Source organism: Gardnerella sp. c12Ub_1 (assembly GCF_055804375.1).
This window is the reverse complement of sequence record NZ_JANUZC010000001.1, coordinates 171,576-190,858: the sequence shown is the minus strand read 5'-3', so window position 1 is coordinate 190,858 and position 19,283 is coordinate 171,576. Positions and strand designations below refer to the sequence as shown.

Here is a 19,283-nt window from a genome sequence, read left to right as displayed (position 1 = left end):
GCATGCAACATTGCAACAACAAATCACATACGCAAACTCGCACTCTTATATAAATCATACTAAAGTTCGATTGTTCTATAAAGTACCGTGTACTAGCCTAGTAGGTATGAAAATATCTCACACGTTTAACAAAGCCATACAACGCTTACGCACTGAGCTTACGCTAAACGATATATTGTGGGGCATTATTCCACTTATTCTTTTTACACTTTCAAACAATCGGTATACTATTATAAGCAATGTTGACGGATTCTTGACGCAAAGTTCGCTAATTACAACCTTGCTTATAAATATTGTTGTTGCATCATTACTTTCAGTACGAAGAATATGGCCCGAACACACAGCTGTTATTTTTATTGTTGCATGCATTTTGCAAGTAATATTTGGCCCTACTCAACTTCTTGCTGATTTCTTTGGCTTTGTGCTACTTGTTAATGCTATTGCACGCGGAAATCCAGAGCATTCAAAAGCTTTTGTTATTGCAGCTTACGTAACAACCGTATTATCTTGCGCAGTAATATCGTGGAATATTGTAATGGGGCCAATATATGGCAACAATCATTCAAAAGCTAGTTATTCTTGCAGCGTAAAAAATATAAATAGTAGTAACATAAAAAATTGCGTTTCAATTATACTTGATTTTGCAATTCCTACTATAATTTTTGCGATTATTATTACTACAATTACGGTTATTATTGGCTACTGGCAGCGCACTCACGTGCACACTATTCAACTTTTACAAGAGAACAATAACGCTATTCGCGCGTACCGAAAAAAAGCTCAGCATATTGCTGTTACTGCAGAGCGCGCTAGAATCGCTAGGGATATGCACGATATTGTTGCTCACACGCTTTCTATTATTATTGTTCAAGCAGACGGTGGTCGCTATGCAGCAACACAAGATATTTCTCTTGCTAAAAAAACAATGCATATTATTAAAAACGAATCAGAGCGCGCCGTTCACGACATGCGTCGACTGCTAGAAGCTTTAACAGACGCTCCATCCGCTCAATTGGATTTCAATCACATACCTTCGCTTATTGAGCAAGCAAAAATCGCATCTCCTAAAAATATTTTTTGGCACACTGTTGATGGCATAAATTCTTCTAATAAACTCAACAAAGATGCACAAACCGTTGCATACCGCGTTGTTCAGGAGTCTCTTACTAATATTCGAAAGCACGCAGGAAATGGCATCAAAATAGACATTCACGAAGAATGGAACGAACAAGGATTAACACTAAAAATCACAAACGAAGTACACAAGCTTGAAGTTAACCAAACGCAAAATAGCAATGCGCAACATAAAAATGGTTATGGTTTGATTGGCATGAAAGAACGCATTGAAAATCTTCATGGAACACTTGATTATGGAATACAAAACGATGGAACATTTAGTATTGCTGCTTTTATTCCATACTCTTACAGCACAGACCAATCAAACACTACTGCTTCTGTATTAAACAGTATTCCTAACGCTACTTATAAAAACGCAAAAGCTAATAATCCATTATCAGTGCAAGAAAAACCAGCAAATACAAGCGATAAAACCTCATCAAAAGTTTTGCCAGAAGCAAATGATTCACAAAATAGGATTGAAAAAGTATCGCAATGGTTTGAACAACATTGGCTTATTGGAGATGTTATTTATGCATCGCCTTGGACTGTTCTAATGCTTTTTATACCAACTTACGATTTTATTGTTGGAAATGTAATGCATTCACAATATTCCAGCTCACTTTTAGTACAAATACTTTATATAGTATTTACTCTTACAACCATGGTGCCATTCATGTTTCGCAGAAAAGCTCCAACTATGTGCGCAATTATTGCAGCAGTATTTTCTGCAATACAGCTTATATGCTTACCTAATATTTTATTCGCTAATTTCTTTATACCAGCCATTGTTTATGCTGCTGTGCTCTATGGTAAAAAGCACGCATGGCAGTGGGTTAGTGCTGTAGTACTCGCCGAATCTGCTATTTTTGCTGTAAAAATTGGTGTTGCATCAAGAAATATTCCGCAAAATGAAACTCCAATACGATTTTTTACTTCTAATGCGTACACAACTAATTTTTATGACATTATGCAAATGGCGTCCGTAGGATTAATTTTTGGTTTTATAGTTGCGTTAATTTGTTTTATTGCCATTGCATTTGCTTATTACCGCAGAAACGATGACAATAATTTGCTGATTCTAAAAGCGCGCAGAACAGAATTAGAGCAAGAGCAAAAACAGCTAGAAGTACTTGCAGCAAATGCCGAAAGGCAGCGTATTAGTGCAAACATTCAGCAAAAAGTTGCAGTTACATTGCATAAAGTAATTGATGCTGCAAATAGTGGAATATATATGCTAAATGAATACGAAAAATCAAATAGCAATGCAGAAAAGCCAAAGTCAACAAAACTAGAGCAAGAGAAAAAGCAAGAACTAGAGCAGGAACAAATTGAAGCAATTAGTAAAGCTTTTAAAAACATTGGAGATGAAGGTCGCTCAGCACTTAGGTACATGCGAAAACTACTTGGAATTTTGCGAGAAACAGGTTCAAGTGTTAATTCATCAAATAATAGTGCAAATATAACTGAGATTGCGGTTCGCCCCGCTCCTTCGCTTGATGAACAAATTCAACACAGACTTGCCAACAAGCACGAATAAATTGATAGTATGGAAAACATGGAAAATATGGAAAACAATGGAGTAATTCGAGTCGCAATAGCAGACGATCAAGAGCTTGTGCGCGCAGGATTTGCTATGGTAATCAACTCGCAAAAAGATATGCAAGTTGTTGCGCAAGCAGCGAATGGAAATGAAATTGTAGAAGTTGCGTCAAAGGAAAATCCAGACGTTATTTTGATGGACGTGCGCATGCCTAACATGGACGGTTTGGAAGCTACGCGCAAAATCTTGCAAGAAGATGCTAATAGCAATACGCACATTATTATTTTAACAACTTTTGATTTAGACGAATACGTTATGGCTGCGATTCATACGGGCGCATCGGGATTTTTGCTTAAAGATACAGAGCCAGAAACATTGCTTAATTCAATACGAACTGTGTATCAAGGAAACGCAATTATTGCTCCAACTGCTACAAAGCGCTTAATTGAGTCAATGATCTCTAAGCCTAACGATGAAGAAAAATCAAAAGAAGAGATTGCGACTAAAAACGAGCAAAGCGCAAACACGTACGATTCTTGCTTAAATGATTTAACAGATCGCGAGCGCGAAGTTCTTGTAGAGATTGCTCACGGACTATCTAACCAAGAGATTGCTAATAAACTGTTTATTAGCTTGCCAACAGTTAAAACGCATGTTGCGCATATTTTGGGAAAAATCAATGCAAGAGACAGAGTCCAAGCTGTTGTGTTTGCTTACGAAAACAGTCTTGTTTAACTATTTTTATAAAAATAAAAAACAATGCGAATGTTCTTATAGACAATAAATCTTTTCTATAAAAATAATGCGGCTGCAAATTAATCAATTCTTAATTGAATGATTAAAATTGCAACCGCATTTTGTTTTGCGTTTCTAGCGATTAGTCCTCCGCAAGCGCAACTACTGGCGAAGACTTCACTGCTCTACGAGCTGGAAGAACGCTGGAAAGAAGCGCTGCAAGCAAAGCGATTAGAGCGAGAACCGCGTAAATAGCCCAATCAACTACAAACGGAACTTTGCCAATTGCGCTAAATACCATGTAGGATCCAATCCACCCAAACGCTGTTCCAACAATCAAGCCAGAAACAGTGCTTGTTAGGGAGATCAACGTTGCTTCCAACGCAAGAGATCTTCTAACCTGTCCTCTTGTCATGCCGATTGCGCGCAAAGTTGCAGATTCTTTGGTTCGCTCAATAACAGACAAGCTTAATGTGTTTGCAACGCCTATTAAAGCAATCACAACAGCTACTGCTATTAAGCCAACAAGCAACATCATCATTATGTCGATAGCACTCTCCCACTGCGCTCGTTGGAACACGCTTCCACCAGCCATAACCTCCGCATAGCTAGATGTAATATTTCTAATATTTTTAACAATATCTACAAGATTAGCTTTGCTAGAGTCTACCGAAATAAGCAAAATATGCGTTGTAGGCTTAAGGTAGTTATTGAAGTAAGATTTGCTAACAAAAGCAGTATTCCTTGAGTATATATTAACATTTCTATACTTCTTAAACTGAACTTGCTTTACAGTAATGCTCTTATCGTTATTACTCGAGTCTGTATTCATGCCAGTAAATGGCGTAATATTATTACTGTCTGTTTCACCAGAACTATACTTTTCTACGTAAGCTTGCAGATTAAGGTTTCCTTTTTTAAGGTCAAAAGGTTCGCCGCCTTCGTTATTAAACTTAGGCAAAAGTATAGAATCTTTGTTTATGTTAACGCCATCAAGGTCAGTGTGCATTACATTTTTAAGTTGATTTACATTATCAACTCCAGCTGCCATAGCATACTCAGTTTTGCCCTTAGCGTTCTTAAAAGTCATAGGAACTGCAGGAAGCAACTCAGTATGCTTTATTCCACTAATCTTTGAAATGTCGGCAGCTAGAGATTCATCAACATTCTTGCCTTGAATAATAATGTCAACACTGTAATGATCATCAACAACACCTTTAAGAGTTGCTTTACCGCACATTGCGCCCGTTACTACTGTAGAAACAAGCGTTACGCCAATAAGCAAAGCTGTTCCAGTTGCCGCAACTCTTCTAGGATTTCTTTGCACGTTTGCGTTAGCAACTTTAGATGCAGGACCACAAAGTGCCATGATTGCGCCAGTTGCCTTCATAGCAAACGGCATCCAGAATATGGATGTCATAACAATACCAATAAAAACAAGCGCGCAACCAAACATTGCTCCAAGCAAAGTCATCCAAGAGTCAGAACCAGCAGTAGGAGACCTCCTCGCAATCATGCTTGCTAAAGAAGTAGCACTTAAAGCCGTAGCTAAAATGCCTACAACAATAAACACAACACCAAAAACAGCGCGAATAATGCTTGCACGCTTATCTTTAATCAAATCCATTGGTCGTAGCGCTTCCATAGGCGTTACTTTTGTAGCCGACCTCGCAGCACCCATAGATGCAAGAACTGTTACAATCGTGCCAATTGCTATTGGCCACACAACCGCTGGAAGCGAAACAATCAAAGGAATCTTAGATAACGGTCCAGAATTAATATTCACGTTACTAATTGCGCCCATAAATCCGATTGCACAAAGCACGCCAACAGCCGCAGAAATAACTCCAAGTATTGCAGCTTCAAGCAAAACTGCTGCATAAAGCTGGTGCGATTGTGCACCGATTACGCGCAAAAGTGCAAGAGTGCGTCTGCGTTGAGCAACCAAAACTTGGAATGTGTTTGCTATAACGAGCGAAGAAATAAGCAACGCTAGAATACCAAAAGATAGCAAGAACATGGTTACAAAATTGGTACCGTTAGACACATTTCGAACAGCTCTTACGCCAACTTCATGCCTAGACATAAGAGAGAATCTCGAAGGAAGCAAAGAGTTAATCTTAGGAGATAAATCGTTTATTTTAGATTCATCAATACTCATGTACACTTTGCTTTGCACAACTTCATTGTCAAAATTCTTAAGATTGTTGAGTTTTGCACAAAAATCATTCGTTACGCCACCAAGATATGTGCCGCGATTTGAAAATGGTATTTGAGAATGCTCTCCATCATCAACAAGACCAACCACACGAACATCGTACGATTTTTCTTTATCTCCGCCAGTGTCATCTACTTTAACCAAAGTTATAGTATCGCCAATATTTGCATGTATTGATTTAGCAATACTTTTAATAAGAGTTATTTCACCTATTTTTTGCGGTTCTCTACCTTCTGTTGATTTATACACAGGAAGATTTCCATACAAACCATTAGACCAAGCAATACTCGTAACTGATTTATCACCTTTTTCCACTCTTACAAGAGCAGTCGCATCATCACTACGAATGCCATTAACACCAGGCATCTTCGATATTTCGTCTAAATGAAGGTCTTTATAATGAATTTTACTACTCGGAGAACTGTTAGGATTCCTAAATGAGATTGCATAATTTGCGCTACCGAATTCATTTGTTGCGTTACGAACCATCAAGTCATCAACGCTGTTTGCAAAAAGCAAAGTAGCGCTCATAAACATGCTGCCTATAAGAATTGCAATTCCAGAGGCGATTAACATGCGCACGCTTTTACGCATAAGTTTTAGTGCGATTTTCCACATTCTAACTTCACCCCTTTTATTGCAATTGAGCAGGCTGATTATTAACGCCAGCCTCGCTGCGTTCCATAAGCATCTTGCTCATTCCTTCTGCAGTAGGATTTTGCACGTCTTCAACGATTTGACCATCTGCAAACACGATTGCTCTATCTGCATAAGACGCTGCAACAGCGTCGTGAGTAACCATAATCACAGTTTGACCAAGTTCCGTTACAGACTTCTTCAAAAAATGCAAAACTTCCAAACTGGAAGCAGAATCGAGATTGCCAGTAGGCTCGTCTGCAAAAACTACGGAAGGCTTAGAGATTAAAGCTCGAGCGATTGCAACGCGTTGGCGCTGACCACCAGAAAGCTCAGCAGGCCTATGCTTTAAGCGATCTTGCAAGCCAAGAGTATTAATCAAAGTATTAAACCATTGCTTATCTGGCTTTTTGCCTGCCAAAGTAAGAGGCATAAGAATATTTTGCTCAGCGCTAAACATTGGAAGAAGATTAAAACTTTGGAAAATAAACCCAACCATTTCGCGGCGCATAAGCGTAAGCTGATTATCGCTCATACCTGTAATATCTAGGCCATCTACCAAAACTTTTCCAGAATTAACGCTGTCAAGACCAGCCAAAGAATGCATTAAAGTTGACTTTCCAGAACCAGAAGGACCCATAATCGCCGTAAACTTGCCGCGCTCGAAGCTAACGCTAACATCTCGCAAAGCGTGAACAATGCCTGCGCCCTTGCCAAAATCTTTAACAACATGCAAAGCTGCAACCGCAGTCTCGCCAATCAAACCTTCTTGAGCGGAATAATTCATTTGCGTAAAACGCGTATCTTGACTATTTTCAACACTCATTTTGCACCTCACATACTTCTGTGATTACCTTACAATTACAATTTACGTGATTAAAAACGCATTCTCTATAGTGCGTAAGGCTGATATTTTCATTGGAATAATAGGGATTTTGATATTAAATTTTGATATAAAAATGCTCTTATGTAAAATCGTCATACTTTAGTATGAGAAGCTTGCATAAGATTGTTAATGCTACAAGCTCAAATTTGCATTTCACGCGATTAGTCAATGCAAAATAAGTCAATTTTTAATGCAAAATAAGTCAATTTGGCAACTACAACACCATCAATTAAAGAATTTTTCTTAACATGTTTAATATTTTTCCTTCAAAATAAGCATTACAAATCATGTGCTCGAATTTTTATAAATGTGCTTATTTATATCTAAAATAAATAAAAATGCATAAAATTAGTTAGTTTATGTTCATTTTAATTGTTTATTTGTTAATTTTAGTAACAAAACGCTTATTTACACACTCGCCAAATGTCATGCAATATTGTAAAATATTAATCGACTACCAAAAATTTGGCATAAGCCAACAAGAAACTCAAAGGAGATTTTCGCATGGTCTATAGAATGATTTTTAATCAGACTGCTTACTTTGGTCGTGGAGCAATCAAAGAGATTCCAAACGTTGCTAAAGCACATGGATTCAAAAAAGCATTTGTTGTAACAGATCCTGTTCTTGTAAAGACTGGAACCGTTAAAAGAGTTACCGACGTTCTAGAATCCGCTGGTCTTCCATACGAAGTATTCGACAACGTAAAGCCAAATCCACCTGTTGAATGCATTCAAGACGGTGTAGAAAAGTTCAAGGCATCTGGCGCAGACTTCCTTATTGGACTCGGCGGCGGCTCTCCGCAAGATACCTGCAAGGGCATTGGAATTATTGTAGCTAACCCAGAGTTTGGCGATGTTCTTTCTCTAGAAGGCGTTGCAGATACAAAGAATCCTTCTGTACCAATCTTTGGCGTACCAACAACCGCAGGAACTGCGTCCGAAACAACAATCAACTATGTTGTTACCGATACCGCAAAGCTTCGCAAGTTCGTTGCAGTAGATCCTCACGATATTCCAATCGTTGCATTCGTAGACCCAGACTTAACCGATTCCATGCCACGCTCGCTTAAGGTTGCAACTGGTTTGGACGCACTCACACACGCAATCGAAGGTTTCATTACTCCAGGCGCATGGAGCCTTTCGGATTGCTTGTCTTTGCAAACAATTCGCATGATTGCACAAAACCTTGCAAAGAGCGCAGACGGAGATGTTCCAGCAGGCGAACAAATGGCTTACGCAAGCTATATAACTGGCATGGCATACTCCAACGTTGGTTTGGGCTTGGTTCACGGCATGGCTCACCCACTCGGTGGTCGCCTTGGCGTTGCTCATGGCGTTGCAAACGGAATTTTACTCGCTCCTGTTATGGAATATAACAAGGATTACACTGGCGAAAAGTATCGCGATATTGCTGCAGCATTCGACGTTCCAAACGCATACACCGATGACCTCGAAACCGTGCGTAATGCTGCTGTAAAGGCAGTTCACGACTTAACGGTTAAGCTTGGAAATCCTACTAAGATTAGCGAAGTTGGAGCTAGTGAGGCAGATATTGAAGGCTTAAGCCACGACGCTTTGGCAGATGTTTGCACTCCAGGAAACCCACGCAAGGCCACTTTGGAAGATATTCGCAAGATTTACACAAGCTTGATGTAGTCTCTTTGCGTAGTCTTCTAAAAATAAGCAAACAATAAATAAATACGCAATATTTAGAACAAACAATTTGTGGACGCAATTTATCTTGATTTATCTTGATTTATCTTGATTTAAGTTGCGTCCACATTTTGTATGTAACAAGTCATAAAGCCTATATCTACAAGTTTTCTATTAATCAATAACTGGCTGAGTGCTGTCTCGAATAACAACATGAGCAGGAAGAACTAGTTGACTTTCAATCTCCTTGCCTTCTCTAATTGCAAGAATCATACTAACAGCATTTTTTGCCATAATATCAAAAGGCTGATTAACAGTTGTTAAAGAAGGCATCAAATATTGCGCAGGATAAACGTCATCAAAGCCTGCAACCGAAAGCTCTGTTCCTAACTTAATTCCGCGCTCGCGAGCTGCACGATACACATTTACAGCAGTAATATCGTTGCAAGCAAAAATCGCAGTTGGACGCTTGGCTTTAGGCAAATCCAAAAGACTACAAGCCATTTTGTATCCAAGCTCTGGAAGATAATCGCCCTCTTTTACTAAGTCTTTATCAACACTCAAACCAGCTTGTTCCATAGCAGCACTGTATCCAGCAAAGCGAGCAACACCAGATTGAACGTTTAACGGACCTGTAATAACGCCAATTCGCTTATGACCCAAACTAATCAAATGCCGAGTAAGCTCGTAGGAACCTGTCCAATTATCAATAGAAATCGTGTGATCGTTGCCGCTTCCTATAGAAACTGGGTCAATAATCACAAGCGGAATATTGCGCATACGCAAAAAATCTTTATCTTTTTCTTCTAGATCAGACATTTGCGATATAACACCCAAAGGATTTCTATCTACTATTCCACGCAAGCATTCCTCGCGCTTTTTGCCATTGTTAGTTTGAGCAACCGTAAGCGCTAATCCTTCTTTTTGCGCCCAGTGAGACGCGTAAGTAATCATCTCAATCGTGCCATTATTTGCAACGTAATCTACGAGTAGCTCAACTGTTGGAGAAATTTTAGTGCTAACAAGAGAATAATCGCGCCCACTTTTAGCTAGAACTTTTTCTACGCGTCTTCGAGTTTCTTCCGACACTCCCGACCTACCGTTTATTACCTTCGATATTGTAGACGGAGAAACACCAGCTTCTTTAGCAAGTTCTGTAATTCTAGGCTTCGACGATTCAGATTCTTCTAAACCACTTTGTTTGCTATTTATGGCCATTTTCTCCCTTTCTAGATTCTACGCGTTTTTGCTTAACGCATTTTCCATCTAAATCATTTTCTATCTAAATCCTAATCTTAAAGAAAAATTCGCATACATACTTAAGATTATCCGCAATAATACAAGCTGCCAGAAAAACTGAAAAATAGAATTATTGCTTGATTTATCAAGGCTATTACAGGTTCCATAATACACTATTTCGCATTTAACGCGCAAAAAATGCGAAAATTTCTTACGACACGCCGAATAATAAAATTATTTGCCATTAGTCGCAAGCAAAACGCTGACCAAATACGCGATTTTCCTTACTAAAAAGCTCAATTTTTCAATAATCAAAAAATCAAAAATATGACATTTATCACATTGTGCCATTGTCGAAATATTCGCAAAAATCGCTTTACGAAAATTTCTGCTCATACTACAACATTTTTCCATTCTTTTGATATAAAATTACAAATGTAGGTCACAACGATCTTAAAGCAAAGGAGCACAAATCGTTATGAGTACAATTACATCAGTAAAAACCTATGATTTTAGATTCCCTACGTCGCAAACGCTTTCTGGATCCGACGCAATGAACAAAGATCCAGATTATTCATCCGCATACGTAGAAATCAAAACCAGCCTAGACGATGGCATTAAAGGCGTTGGATTTGTATTTACAATTGGCCGCGGCAACGATGTTGTTTGCGCAGCAATCGACTCCATGTCTCAAGTGCTTATTGGCAGAAACGTAGAAGAATTACTAGACAACATGCGTCTTGCATGGGATCTTTTTGTTCACGACTCACAACTTCGCTGGCTAGGCCCAGAAAAAGGCGTAGAACACATGGCAATTGGCGCTATTTTGAGCGCATTGTGGGATATTAAAGCAAAGCGAGCTGGAAAGCCATTGTGGCGCTTGCTTGCCGAGATGGATCCAAAGGAATTAGTCTCTACGCTCGACTTCCGCTATATGACAGACGCTTTAAGGCCAGAAGAAGCAATCGAATTCTTGCAAGATGGTCAAAAAGGCAAGGAAGAGCGCATTGCTGATTTGCTTGTAAACGGATACCCAGGCTACTCCACTGCTGCAGGCTGGCTCGGTTACAGCGACGAGAAAATGGTTGCAATCGCTAAGGAAGAATCGCAAGTTAAAGGCTTTAAGCAAATTAAGCTTAAGGTTGGTCAAAATGTAGATGACGATTTGAGAAGACTCGCACTTGCTCGCGAAGCAATTGGCCCAGACGTTCGTCTTGCAGTAGACGCAAACCAAGTGTGGGATGTTCCAACAGCAATCACTTGGATTAATCGCTTCCACGACTTCGACTTAGCTTGGGTAGAAGAGCCAACAAGCCCAGACGACGTTATTGGCCACGCAACAATTGCTCGCGCAATCAACCCAATACCTGTGGCAACTGGCGAGCAAATGCAAAGCAGAATCATGTTCAAGCAATACTTGCAAGCAAACGCATTTGGAATCATGCAAATCGACGCAACTCGAGTTGCAGGTCCACAAGAAGTTGTTCTCGAATACTTGCTTGCGCGTAAGTTTAACAAGCCAGTTTGCCCACACGCAGGTGGCGTTGGATTGTGCGAAGCCGTGTGCCACTTTGCAATGTTTGATTACGTTGCAGTTTCTGGCACAAAGGAAGGCCGCATGATTGAATACGTAGACAATCAGCACGAGCACTTTGTACATCCAACACAAATCAAGAATGGTAATTATGTTGCACCAACTGCCCCAGGTAATGGCACTGAAATGACGCTGGAAACGGCTGAAAAGTATCTTTATCGCGGATAGTTATGCAATTGTGGCTAGCAGTTTACATTAAGCTGTTTATTTTAAATTGCTAGCCACTTTAATCAAGCAATTATTTGATTAAGCAATTATTAATTAAACAATCAAGATTCATAATTTAAGATTCAAAAAGCAAACCACATCATTTAACAAAGGAGTTCATTATGGATTTGCATTTGGAAGGCAAAGTTTTCATCGTAACAGGTGGATTCAAGGGCATTGGTAAGGGCATTACGCTTCAGCTTGCACAAGAGGGCGCAATTCCAGTAGTTATTAACCGCGCAGACCCTGCAGAAGAGACATTCCGCAAGGATATTGAGCAATATACAAAGAACTACGATGTTTATCTTCTCGACTTAAACGACACGGACGAGATTGCACCAATTATTGAAGAAACCTACAAGAAGTATGGTCATATTGACGGCATTGTAAACAACGCTGGCGTTAACGACAACAAGGATTTGGAATCCACTTCTTGGCGCGACTTCGAGAAGTCGATTCACGGAAACCTTACCCACTACTACGAGACTGTTCATGCTGCTGTAAAGTACTTAAAGGAAAGCCACGGAGCTGTTGTGAATATTTCTTCTAAGACTGCTCTAACTGGCCAGGGTAAGACTAGTGCTTATGCTGCTGCAAAGGGCGGAATCTTAGGCTTGACTCGCGAATGGGCTGCAGCACTTGTTCATGACCGCGTGCGCGTAAACGCAATTGTTGTCTCTGAATGCTGGACCCCACTGTATGCAGATTGGATTAAGACCTTTGGCGATGAAGCCGCTCAGCAGGCTCGCTTGAAGGTTATTACCGACAAGATTCCTCTGGAAAACCGTATGACTACCACGGAAGAAATTGGAAACGAAGCTGCATTCCTGCTTTCGGATCGCTCTTCGCACACCACTGGTCAGTGGGTATTCGTTGATGGCGGCTACGTGCATCTTGATCGCGCTTTGTCTTAAATCACAAATGCAAATTTAAGATTCGGTGCAATTTAACTAGTCGATGGTGCGCAATGCAAAATGTGTGCTTGCGCACCATTGCACAAAATCATTTAAGAACTTAAAATCTTAAACTCTTTGAATTATTCTCACACTGGAGTGACGATGACTACAAAAGAAAACGACAACGTGGTTGTTAACAATAACAAAAGTAGCTCAAAAACTATAATTGCCATCGTATTGGTAACATCTTTGTTCTTCGTATGGGGTTTGACCATGAATTTGGTCAATGCTCTTAATTCCCCATTTGGACATTACTTAAATCTAAACAACACAGAAGCAGCGCTGCTTCAGGTTGCATACTTTGGCGCATACTTTGTAATGGCTATTCCTGCAGGTTTAATCGCAAAGCGCTTTGGGTACAAGGGCGGCGTAATTAGCGGTCTTGCACTCTTTGCAATCGGCGCATTTGCTGTAATTCCTGCAACCGCTACAGCAAGCTATGTTATGTTCCTTATAGCAATGTTTATTATTGCTCTTGGTGCTGCAACTTTGGAAACAAACTGCAACCCATACATTACAAAGCTTGGCGACGAAAAGGGCGAATCCTTTAGAATCAACATGGCACAAAGCTTTAACGGCGTTGGCAGCATTGTTGGCCCGCTTATTCTTGGCAACATTATTGGTAAAACCGTTAAGCAAGGCGAACCAGGATTTGAATTTGCTAAGTCGAAGTTCCTTAGCGATACTCGCATGATTTACATTGTTATTGGCATTGTTCTTATTGCGGTTATTGCAATCTTCTTCTGCTTTAAGCTTCCTACACCTCCAGGAGATGTTGAGGCAGATCAAGGAAATAAGGGCGATTCTTCATTCTTGCATCTTGTTAAGAAGCCATACTTTACACTTGGCGTTATTGCAGAATTTGTATTTGTAGGCCTTCAGGTTGTTGGAATGGCAATGTTCTCATCGTTTGCTCTTAAGCATTGGGGTGCTGGAGTAACAACTGGTATTGCGGCGTCTATGCTTGCAATCGTTTCCTTAATGTTTACTCTTGGTCGCTTTATTACAACGCCTCTTATGACAAAGTTTGATAGCGATAAGATTCTTGGAATCTACATGGTTTTGAGCGCAGTGCTAATGTTTGTTGCATTCCTTGGACTCGGCAAGATTTCTGTAGTGGCCTACATTATCTCCTACCTGTTTGTGTCTATTGGATTCCCAACTGTGTTCTCACTTACCTTAAAGGGAATTCATGGCTCTGCTGCAAAGACTGGCTCTTCCGCTTTGATTATGAGCGTTGTTGGCGCAGCTATAATCCCACTATTCCTTGGATTTGTACAAGATTTTGCTGGCATTGAGGTTGCAGTGCTGCTCACCGTTCCAGGATTCTTGTATGTTGCTTGGTACGCTCTTTGGGGCTCCAAGATTGGTCTTGTAGAAGCTAAGTAATTCGCGAATAACTACAAAGTCTTTATTTGAAAGTCTTTAGAAAGACTTTAGAAAGGAAAATTTATTATGTCTCAACTTCGTATTTTAGATTCCCATTTTCATATTTGGGATCCAACAAAGCAAGTCTTGCCTTGGCTTGATGGCTTAGACAAGCTAAACCACACTTTTACTCTAGAGCAGCTAGAAAAAGAGTATGCAGACTTGGGTGTTGACTTCCTTGGCGGCGTATACGTTGAGGTTGACGCTGCAGACCACGAGCTAGAAGATAGGCTTATTGGCGAAAATCCTAATCCTAAGATTCTAGCTAAAATGCTTAGGGTTACATTGGATCCATTTATGCGCGTGCCAATTCACGCAACTGGTATTCGCGAGCCTCTTCATATTCCAAGCGAGCCACGCGGACGCTGCCTAGAGCCTTCGTTTATTGGCGGCCTTAAGGCAATGGCAAAGAAGGGCATGCCTTTTGAGCTTTGCAATCGTGGCGAAGAGCTTTCAGATATGGCTAAAGCTTTTGAGCAAGTTCCAGAAGTGACTGTTGTTCTAAACCATTTGGGCAATGTTCCAGGATTAGACGATGATTCCTGCGCTGCTTTGCGTGCGTTTGCAAAGCTTCCACACAGCTATATTAAGATTTCTGGAGATAATCCAGTAAATCCAGATATTGTTAAGTTTGTAAAAGACACATTTAGCCCTGATCGCCTACTCTTTAGCTCTAATTGGCCAGTTGTTAAGTTGAATTCTTCACTTAAGCAGCATCTTGACTTAATGGTGGAGCTTTTCGGCGACGACGAAGATTTCTTTATGAATAATGCAAAGAAGGCGTATGGTATTAAACTGTAATTAATTAAGTTATTTGAATAGTCGATTTTAATAGTCGATTTTAGCAATCATTGCTTATGGGGTATAAGATTTTGCAAGTTAAAGTCTTATACCCCATAATTCAATACATAGAATAATTAAATACACAAAATAATTAAATAAAAGGACGAATTTTATGACTACTTCTAATAGCGCAAAGCTCGACTTGCATGCTTTTAAGGGCGTTTTTTGCCCATCAATAACTGTAAGCAAAGATGATGGAAGCATTGACTACGACTTATGGGCAAAGCACTTAGACCATCTGATTTATGCTGGGATTAATGGCATATTAATTTTTGGCAGCATTGGCGAGTTCTACGCATATCCGCTTAGCGTAAAAAAGGAAGCTGCTAAGTTTGCTATTGAACACGTTAATCACAGAGTTCCAGTTCTTATAGGCGTTGGAAACACAAATCTTAACGAAGTACTTGACTTTACTAAGTTTGCGCAAAATTGCGGAGCAGACGCTGTTGTAGCTGTGTCTCCATATTACTTTGGACCAACTGCACAAACCGCAGAACGCTACTTTGGCGCAATTGCGAGCGCAACTAGCTTGCCTGTTATTCTATACAACTTCCCTGCTCGAACTGGCAGCGATTTAACACCAAGCTTAGTTGCAAATCTTGCTGAAAAATACCCGAATATTGTTGGTATTAAAGATACGGTAGATACTATAAGCCATACGCGCGCAATGATTGAAGCAACTAGACGCGTAAACCCAGATTTTGTTGTTTTCTCTGGCTTTGATGAGTATTACACTCCTAACAGGATTGCTGGAGGAAATGGCGTGATTTGTGGACTTACTAATGTAGAGCCAGAGACTTTTGCATCTTTGCATAAAGCGTATGAGGCTGGCGACTTTGCGCATCTTATTGAATGCGCTAAAAGAATCAGTCATTTGATGGCAGTTTACAACACTACTGACTTGTTTATTTCTGCGATTAAAGCTGCTGTAAATCTTAAGGGATTGCCGATTAGCACGCTTGTTCGCGAGCCAGCAAGTCAAGTTAATAGCGAGCAAGTCGAAGTAATTCGCGCGCTGCTTAAGTAACTAAGTCACTCGCAATAAATCAAGAATAAACATAAACCCGCACAACGTTAAGAAGTGCGGGTTTATGTTTTGCGTTGACTTACGTTGTTTTGCGTTGATTTACGCTACGTAAGTTGCATCGCGAATGCTACTTTGTGTAGCGCTCGAAATCTTCTGCAGTATTCACTTGAACGCGCTGCTTAATAATGGACAAAATCCACTCTTTAGCTTGCTGGGCTGGAACACCGTTTAATTGGCTACCATCGCGGAAGCGGAAGCTCACAGCATTGTTGTTCACATCCTCTTCGCCAGCAATCAAAGTGAATGGCACTTTAGACTTGGAAGCGTTACGAATCTTCTTGCCAAAGCGATCGTCGGAGCTGTCCATTTCGCAACGAACCATATTCTCTTCCAAATCGCTAATAAACTTTTGCAAGTGCGGAGCAAACTCGTCTGCAACAGGAACGCCAGTCACTTGAACTGGAGCCAACCATGCTGGGAACGCGCCTGCATAATGCTCAAGCAAAATAGCAAAGAAGCGCTCAATAGAGCCAAAGAGTGCGCGGTGAATCATTACAGGGCGCTGGTGACTACCATCAGCTGCAATGTACTCCAACTTAAAGCGCTCAGGCAAGTTGAAGTCGAGCTGAATAGTAGAAACCTGCCAAGTGCGGCCGATTGCATCGCGAGCTTGCACAGAAATCTTAGGTCCGTAGAATGCAGCTCCACCTGGATCGTCAACGAGTTCCAAACCAGACTCTTTAGCAACTTCTGCCAAAGTGTTTGTTGCTTCTTCCCAAATCTCGTCGGAACCAACAAACTTGTGCTCATCCTTAGTGGAAAGCTCCAAGTAGAAGTCGTTCAAACCGAAGTCTTTAAGAAGACCAAGCACAAAGTTAAGCAAGCTCTTTAACTCATCGCGCATTTGCTCGCGAGTGCAGTAAATATGCGAATCATCTTGAGTCAAGCCACGCACGCGAGTTAAGCCATGCACAACGCCAGACTTTTCGTAGCGATACACAGTACCAAACTCAAACAAGCGCAAAGGAAGCTCGCGGTACGAACGCTGGCGAGACTTAAAGATCAAATTATGCATTGGGCAGTTCATTGGCTTCAAGTAGTAGTCAGCACCCTGGCGAGTTACGTTACCGTTTTCGTCGCGCTCTTCGTCAAGCTTCATTGGAGGATACATGCCATCCTTGTACCACTGCAAGTGGCCAGAAGTCTCGTACAATCCGCCCTTAGTAATGTGCGGAGTTTGCACAAAGCTGTAATGATGCTTTCTGTGCTGCTCACGGGAATAATCTTCCATCGCGTTAATAATCGCAGCACCCTTTGGATGGAACACTGCCAAGCCTGGGCCAATCTCGTCTGGGAATGAGAACAAATCCATCTCTTGACCAAGCTTACGATGATCGCGCTTAGCAGCCTCTTCCATGCGAGATGTGTAAGCCTTAAGCTCTTCCTTGCTAGGCCATGCAGTTCCGTAAATGCGCTGAAGCATAGGATTATGCTCCGAACCACGCCAGTAAGCTGCAGCTACACGCTCAAGCTTAAAAGCCTTAATATAACGCGTATTTGGCAAATGAGGTCCACGGCACAAATCGCTCCAGACCTTGTTTCCTTCGCGATCCAAATTGTCGTACATGCTAAGCTCATGCTTGCTGATTTCGCCAGCAGCCGCAGGATCAAGAGCCGCTTCCTTATCTCCAATCAACTCCAACTTATAAGGTTGATTTGCTTCTTCTTCGCGCGCTTCATCCTCTGTTACAACGCGGCGGCGGAAGCTCTGAGACTCTTTAATAATGCGCTGCATATGCTTTTCGATTTGCTTCAAATCGTCTGGCGTAAATGGAGTATCAACATCGAAATCATAGTAGAAGCCGTCTTTAATTACAGGACCTACGCCCAACTTTGCGTCTGGTCGAATTTCTTGAACAGCTTGAGCCATCACGTGAGTAGCGGAATGACGCATGATTGCGATGCCATCTTCACTATCAAGGGCTACTGATTCCACGGTATCGCCGTTATGAAGAGGCGTGTACAAATCACGCAACTCGCCATTTAAACGCACGGCAATAATATTCTTATCTTCCGCGAAAAGTTCAACGCCAGTGAAGCTTGCATCCACCTCCTTGCGTTCCTCATTTACGGTGATGGAGATGGTATTTTCAGCCATAATTGTCCTTTTCTATCGGGGTCTTGCGTTACTAATGTGCAGACCTGGACTTGTGTGGCGTCGATAAACTTACGCGATTAAACATAAATAAAACGCGCAAAAACGACGTCAATCGCACGCATTTTTCACGCGCAATTCTCTGTTACTCTAGAACAACAGAGCGACTTTTTAACAACGATTTTTTGCAAAAACTAGAATAAATCTCATGAATCTTCAAAAAGATGCTTTCGCTAAGCTTTACAACTAAAAAGAAGCAGCCAGCGCAAATCGCGATAGTTCCACCAGCAGAAAGTCTTAAAATCACCGCTAAGGCAAGTCCTAAAAGCGCTATAAAAATAGAAGACAATACGCACGCAAACACAAATTTGTTAATGGAACGCATTCTGCTTTTAAGTGCTGCTGCAGGAGCTGCGATTAAAGATACCGAAACAACAGTTCCAACAGCTGGAATAATCACCGAAACCGTAATGATTATTAGCGCAAGAACAATTCCTTGCATTAATCCACTTCTGCCACCTAAAGCTTTGTAATTTGTTGGATCAAAAGAGCAATGAATCAAATTAGCACTGTTAAAACTCCACAATCCTAGTGCAAGAGCGAATGCAATAATCGCAAAAATCACGTCTGCAGGAGTGCAATTAAGCAATGACCCTGTTAAAAATCCTTCAATTCGCAATGGAAGAGGAGCAAACCACTTGTTCAAAAAGTAGCCGCTAGCAAAACCAACAGTAAGAGTTATTCCAGCAGAAGCTTGAGAAGATATGCCCTTTAATTTAGAAAGCACATGCATCATAAAAGACAAAACAATGCAAGCCAAAGCAGCGCCGATAAAAAGACCAATAGATAAAACGTTTTGGTCAATCGTATAAACAGATGTAACTACAACTCCGATAACAGCTCCTGGGAAAGCAGCGTGAGTTATAGACTCGGTGAAGAAAATACGCTGATTAAGCAAAGCCAAAGATCCAACAAAACCGCATAATGCTCCAACGGCGATTGCTTCTACAATCGGAAGAGCAATAATTTGCCAAATACTTACCATTA

13 protein-coding genes are annotated in these 19,283 nt (G+C 40.8%); 8 read left to right on the top strand and 5 right to left on the bottom strand.

Going from position 1 to position 19,283, the window contains the following annotated elements; translation table 11 throughout:
* Positions 1-106 precede the first annotated feature (106 nt).
* Positions 107-2,656: a DUF7134 domain-containing protein gene (locus NYP65_RS00775; RefSeq protein WP_102704640.1), complete on the top strand. Its 2,550-nt coding sequence runs from the start codon at positions 107-109 to the stop codon at positions 2,654-2,656.
* A gap of 18 nt (positions 2,657-2,674) precedes the next feature.
* On the top strand, positions 2,675-3,394 hold the full coding sequence (locus NYP65_RS00770) for a response regulator (RefSeq protein ID WP_060785931.1): 720 nt from the start codon (positions 2,675-2,677) through the stop codon (positions 3,392-3,394).
* Between the two features lie 142 nt (positions 3,395-3,536).
* Here NYP65_RS00770 and NYP65_RS00765 read toward each other — a convergent pair whose 3' ends face one another.
* Together NYP65_RS00765 and NYP65_RS00760 are read right to left on the bottom strand one after the other, a co-directional pair.
* The gene (locus NYP65_RS00765) at positions 3,537-6,230 is read right to left on the bottom strand and encodes an ABC transporter permease (RefSeq protein ID WP_473410471.1); all 2,694 of its coding nucleotides are present in this window, start codon (positions 6,228-6,230) and stop codon (positions 3,537-3,539) included.
* Positions 6,231-6,246: 16 nt separating this feature from the next.
* Positions 6,247-7,074 (bottom strand): ABC transporter ATP-binding protein, encoded by an 828-nt coding sequence (locus NYP65_RS00760; RefSeq protein ID WP_004132833.1) that lies wholly within the window; start codon positions 7,072-7,074, stop codon positions 6,247-6,249.
* A gap of 564 nt (positions 7,075-7,638) precedes the next feature.
* Here NYP65_RS00760 and fucO point away from each other — a divergent pair.
* Complete coding sequence (gene fucO / locus NYP65_RS00755) at positions 7,639-8,790, top strand: lactaldehyde reductase (RefSeq protein ID WP_020757132.1); 1,152 nt, start codon at positions 7,639-7,641, stop codon at positions 8,788-8,790.
* A 171-nt stretch (positions 8,791-8,961) separates the two neighbouring features.
* On the opposite strand, the gene NYP65_RS00750 is transcribed toward fucO, so the two are convergent.
* Complete coding sequence (locus NYP65_RS00750) at positions 8,962-10,005, bottom strand: LacI family DNA-binding transcriptional regulator (RefSeq protein WP_473410470.1); 1,044 nt, start codon at positions 10,003-10,005, stop codon at positions 8,962-8,964.
* 499 nt (positions 10,006-10,504) lie between these two features.
* Here NYP65_RS00750 and NYP65_RS00745 point away from each other — a divergent pair, with 499 nt between their 5' ends.
* The 5 genes from NYP65_RS00745 (at position 10,505) to NYP65_RS00725 (ending at position 16,081) form a co-directional block, all read left to right on the top strand.
* A complete protein-coding gene (locus NYP65_RS00745; protein WP_004130435.1) occupies positions 10,505-11,788 on the top strand; it encodes an enolase C-terminal domain-like protein in 1,284 nt (427 codons plus the stop codon).
* A 161-nt stretch (positions 11,789-11,949) separates the two neighbouring features.
* The gene (locus tag NYP65_RS00740) at positions 11,950-12,741 is read left to right on the top strand and encodes an SDR family oxidoreductase (RefSeq protein WP_004130434.1); all 792 of its coding nucleotides are present in this window, start codon (positions 11,950-11,952) and stop codon (positions 12,739-12,741) included.
* Between the two features lie 144 nt (positions 12,742-12,885).
* On the top strand, positions 12,886-14,172 hold the full coding sequence (locus NYP65_RS00735; RefSeq protein ID WP_004132838.1) for an MFS transporter: 1,287 nt from the start codon (positions 12,886-12,888) through the stop codon (positions 14,170-14,172).
* Between the two features lie 66 nt (positions 14,173-14,238).
* Positions 14,239-15,012 carry an amidohydrolase family protein gene (locus NYP65_RS00730; protein WP_128832094.1) on the top strand — a complete coding sequence of 258 codons (774 nt, stop codon included), beginning with the start codon at positions 14,239-14,241 and terminating at the stop codon, positions 15,010-15,012.
* A gap of 154 nt (positions 15,013-15,166) precedes the next feature.
* Positions 15,167-16,081 carry a dihydrodipicolinate synthase family protein gene (locus NYP65_RS00725; protein WP_473410469.1) on the top strand — a complete coding sequence of 305 codons (915 nt, stop codon included), beginning with the start codon at positions 15,167-15,169 and terminating at the stop codon, positions 16,079-16,081.
* Positions 16,082-16,208: 127 nt separating this feature from the next.
* Here the strand turns inward: NYP65_RS00725 and thrS are convergent, their stop codons facing one another.
* Entirely contained in the window at positions 16,209-18,239 is a 2,031-nt protein-coding gene (thrS, locus tag NYP65_RS00720; RefSeq protein WP_473410468.1) for a threonine--tRNA ligase, read from the bottom strand.
* 142 nt (positions 18,240-18,381) lie between these two features.
* Entirely contained in the window at positions 18,382-19,281 is a 900-nt protein-coding gene (locus NYP65_RS00715; protein ID WP_101889359.1) for a metal ABC transporter permease, read from the bottom strand.
* Between the last annotated feature and the right edge of the window lie 2 nt (positions 19,282-19,283).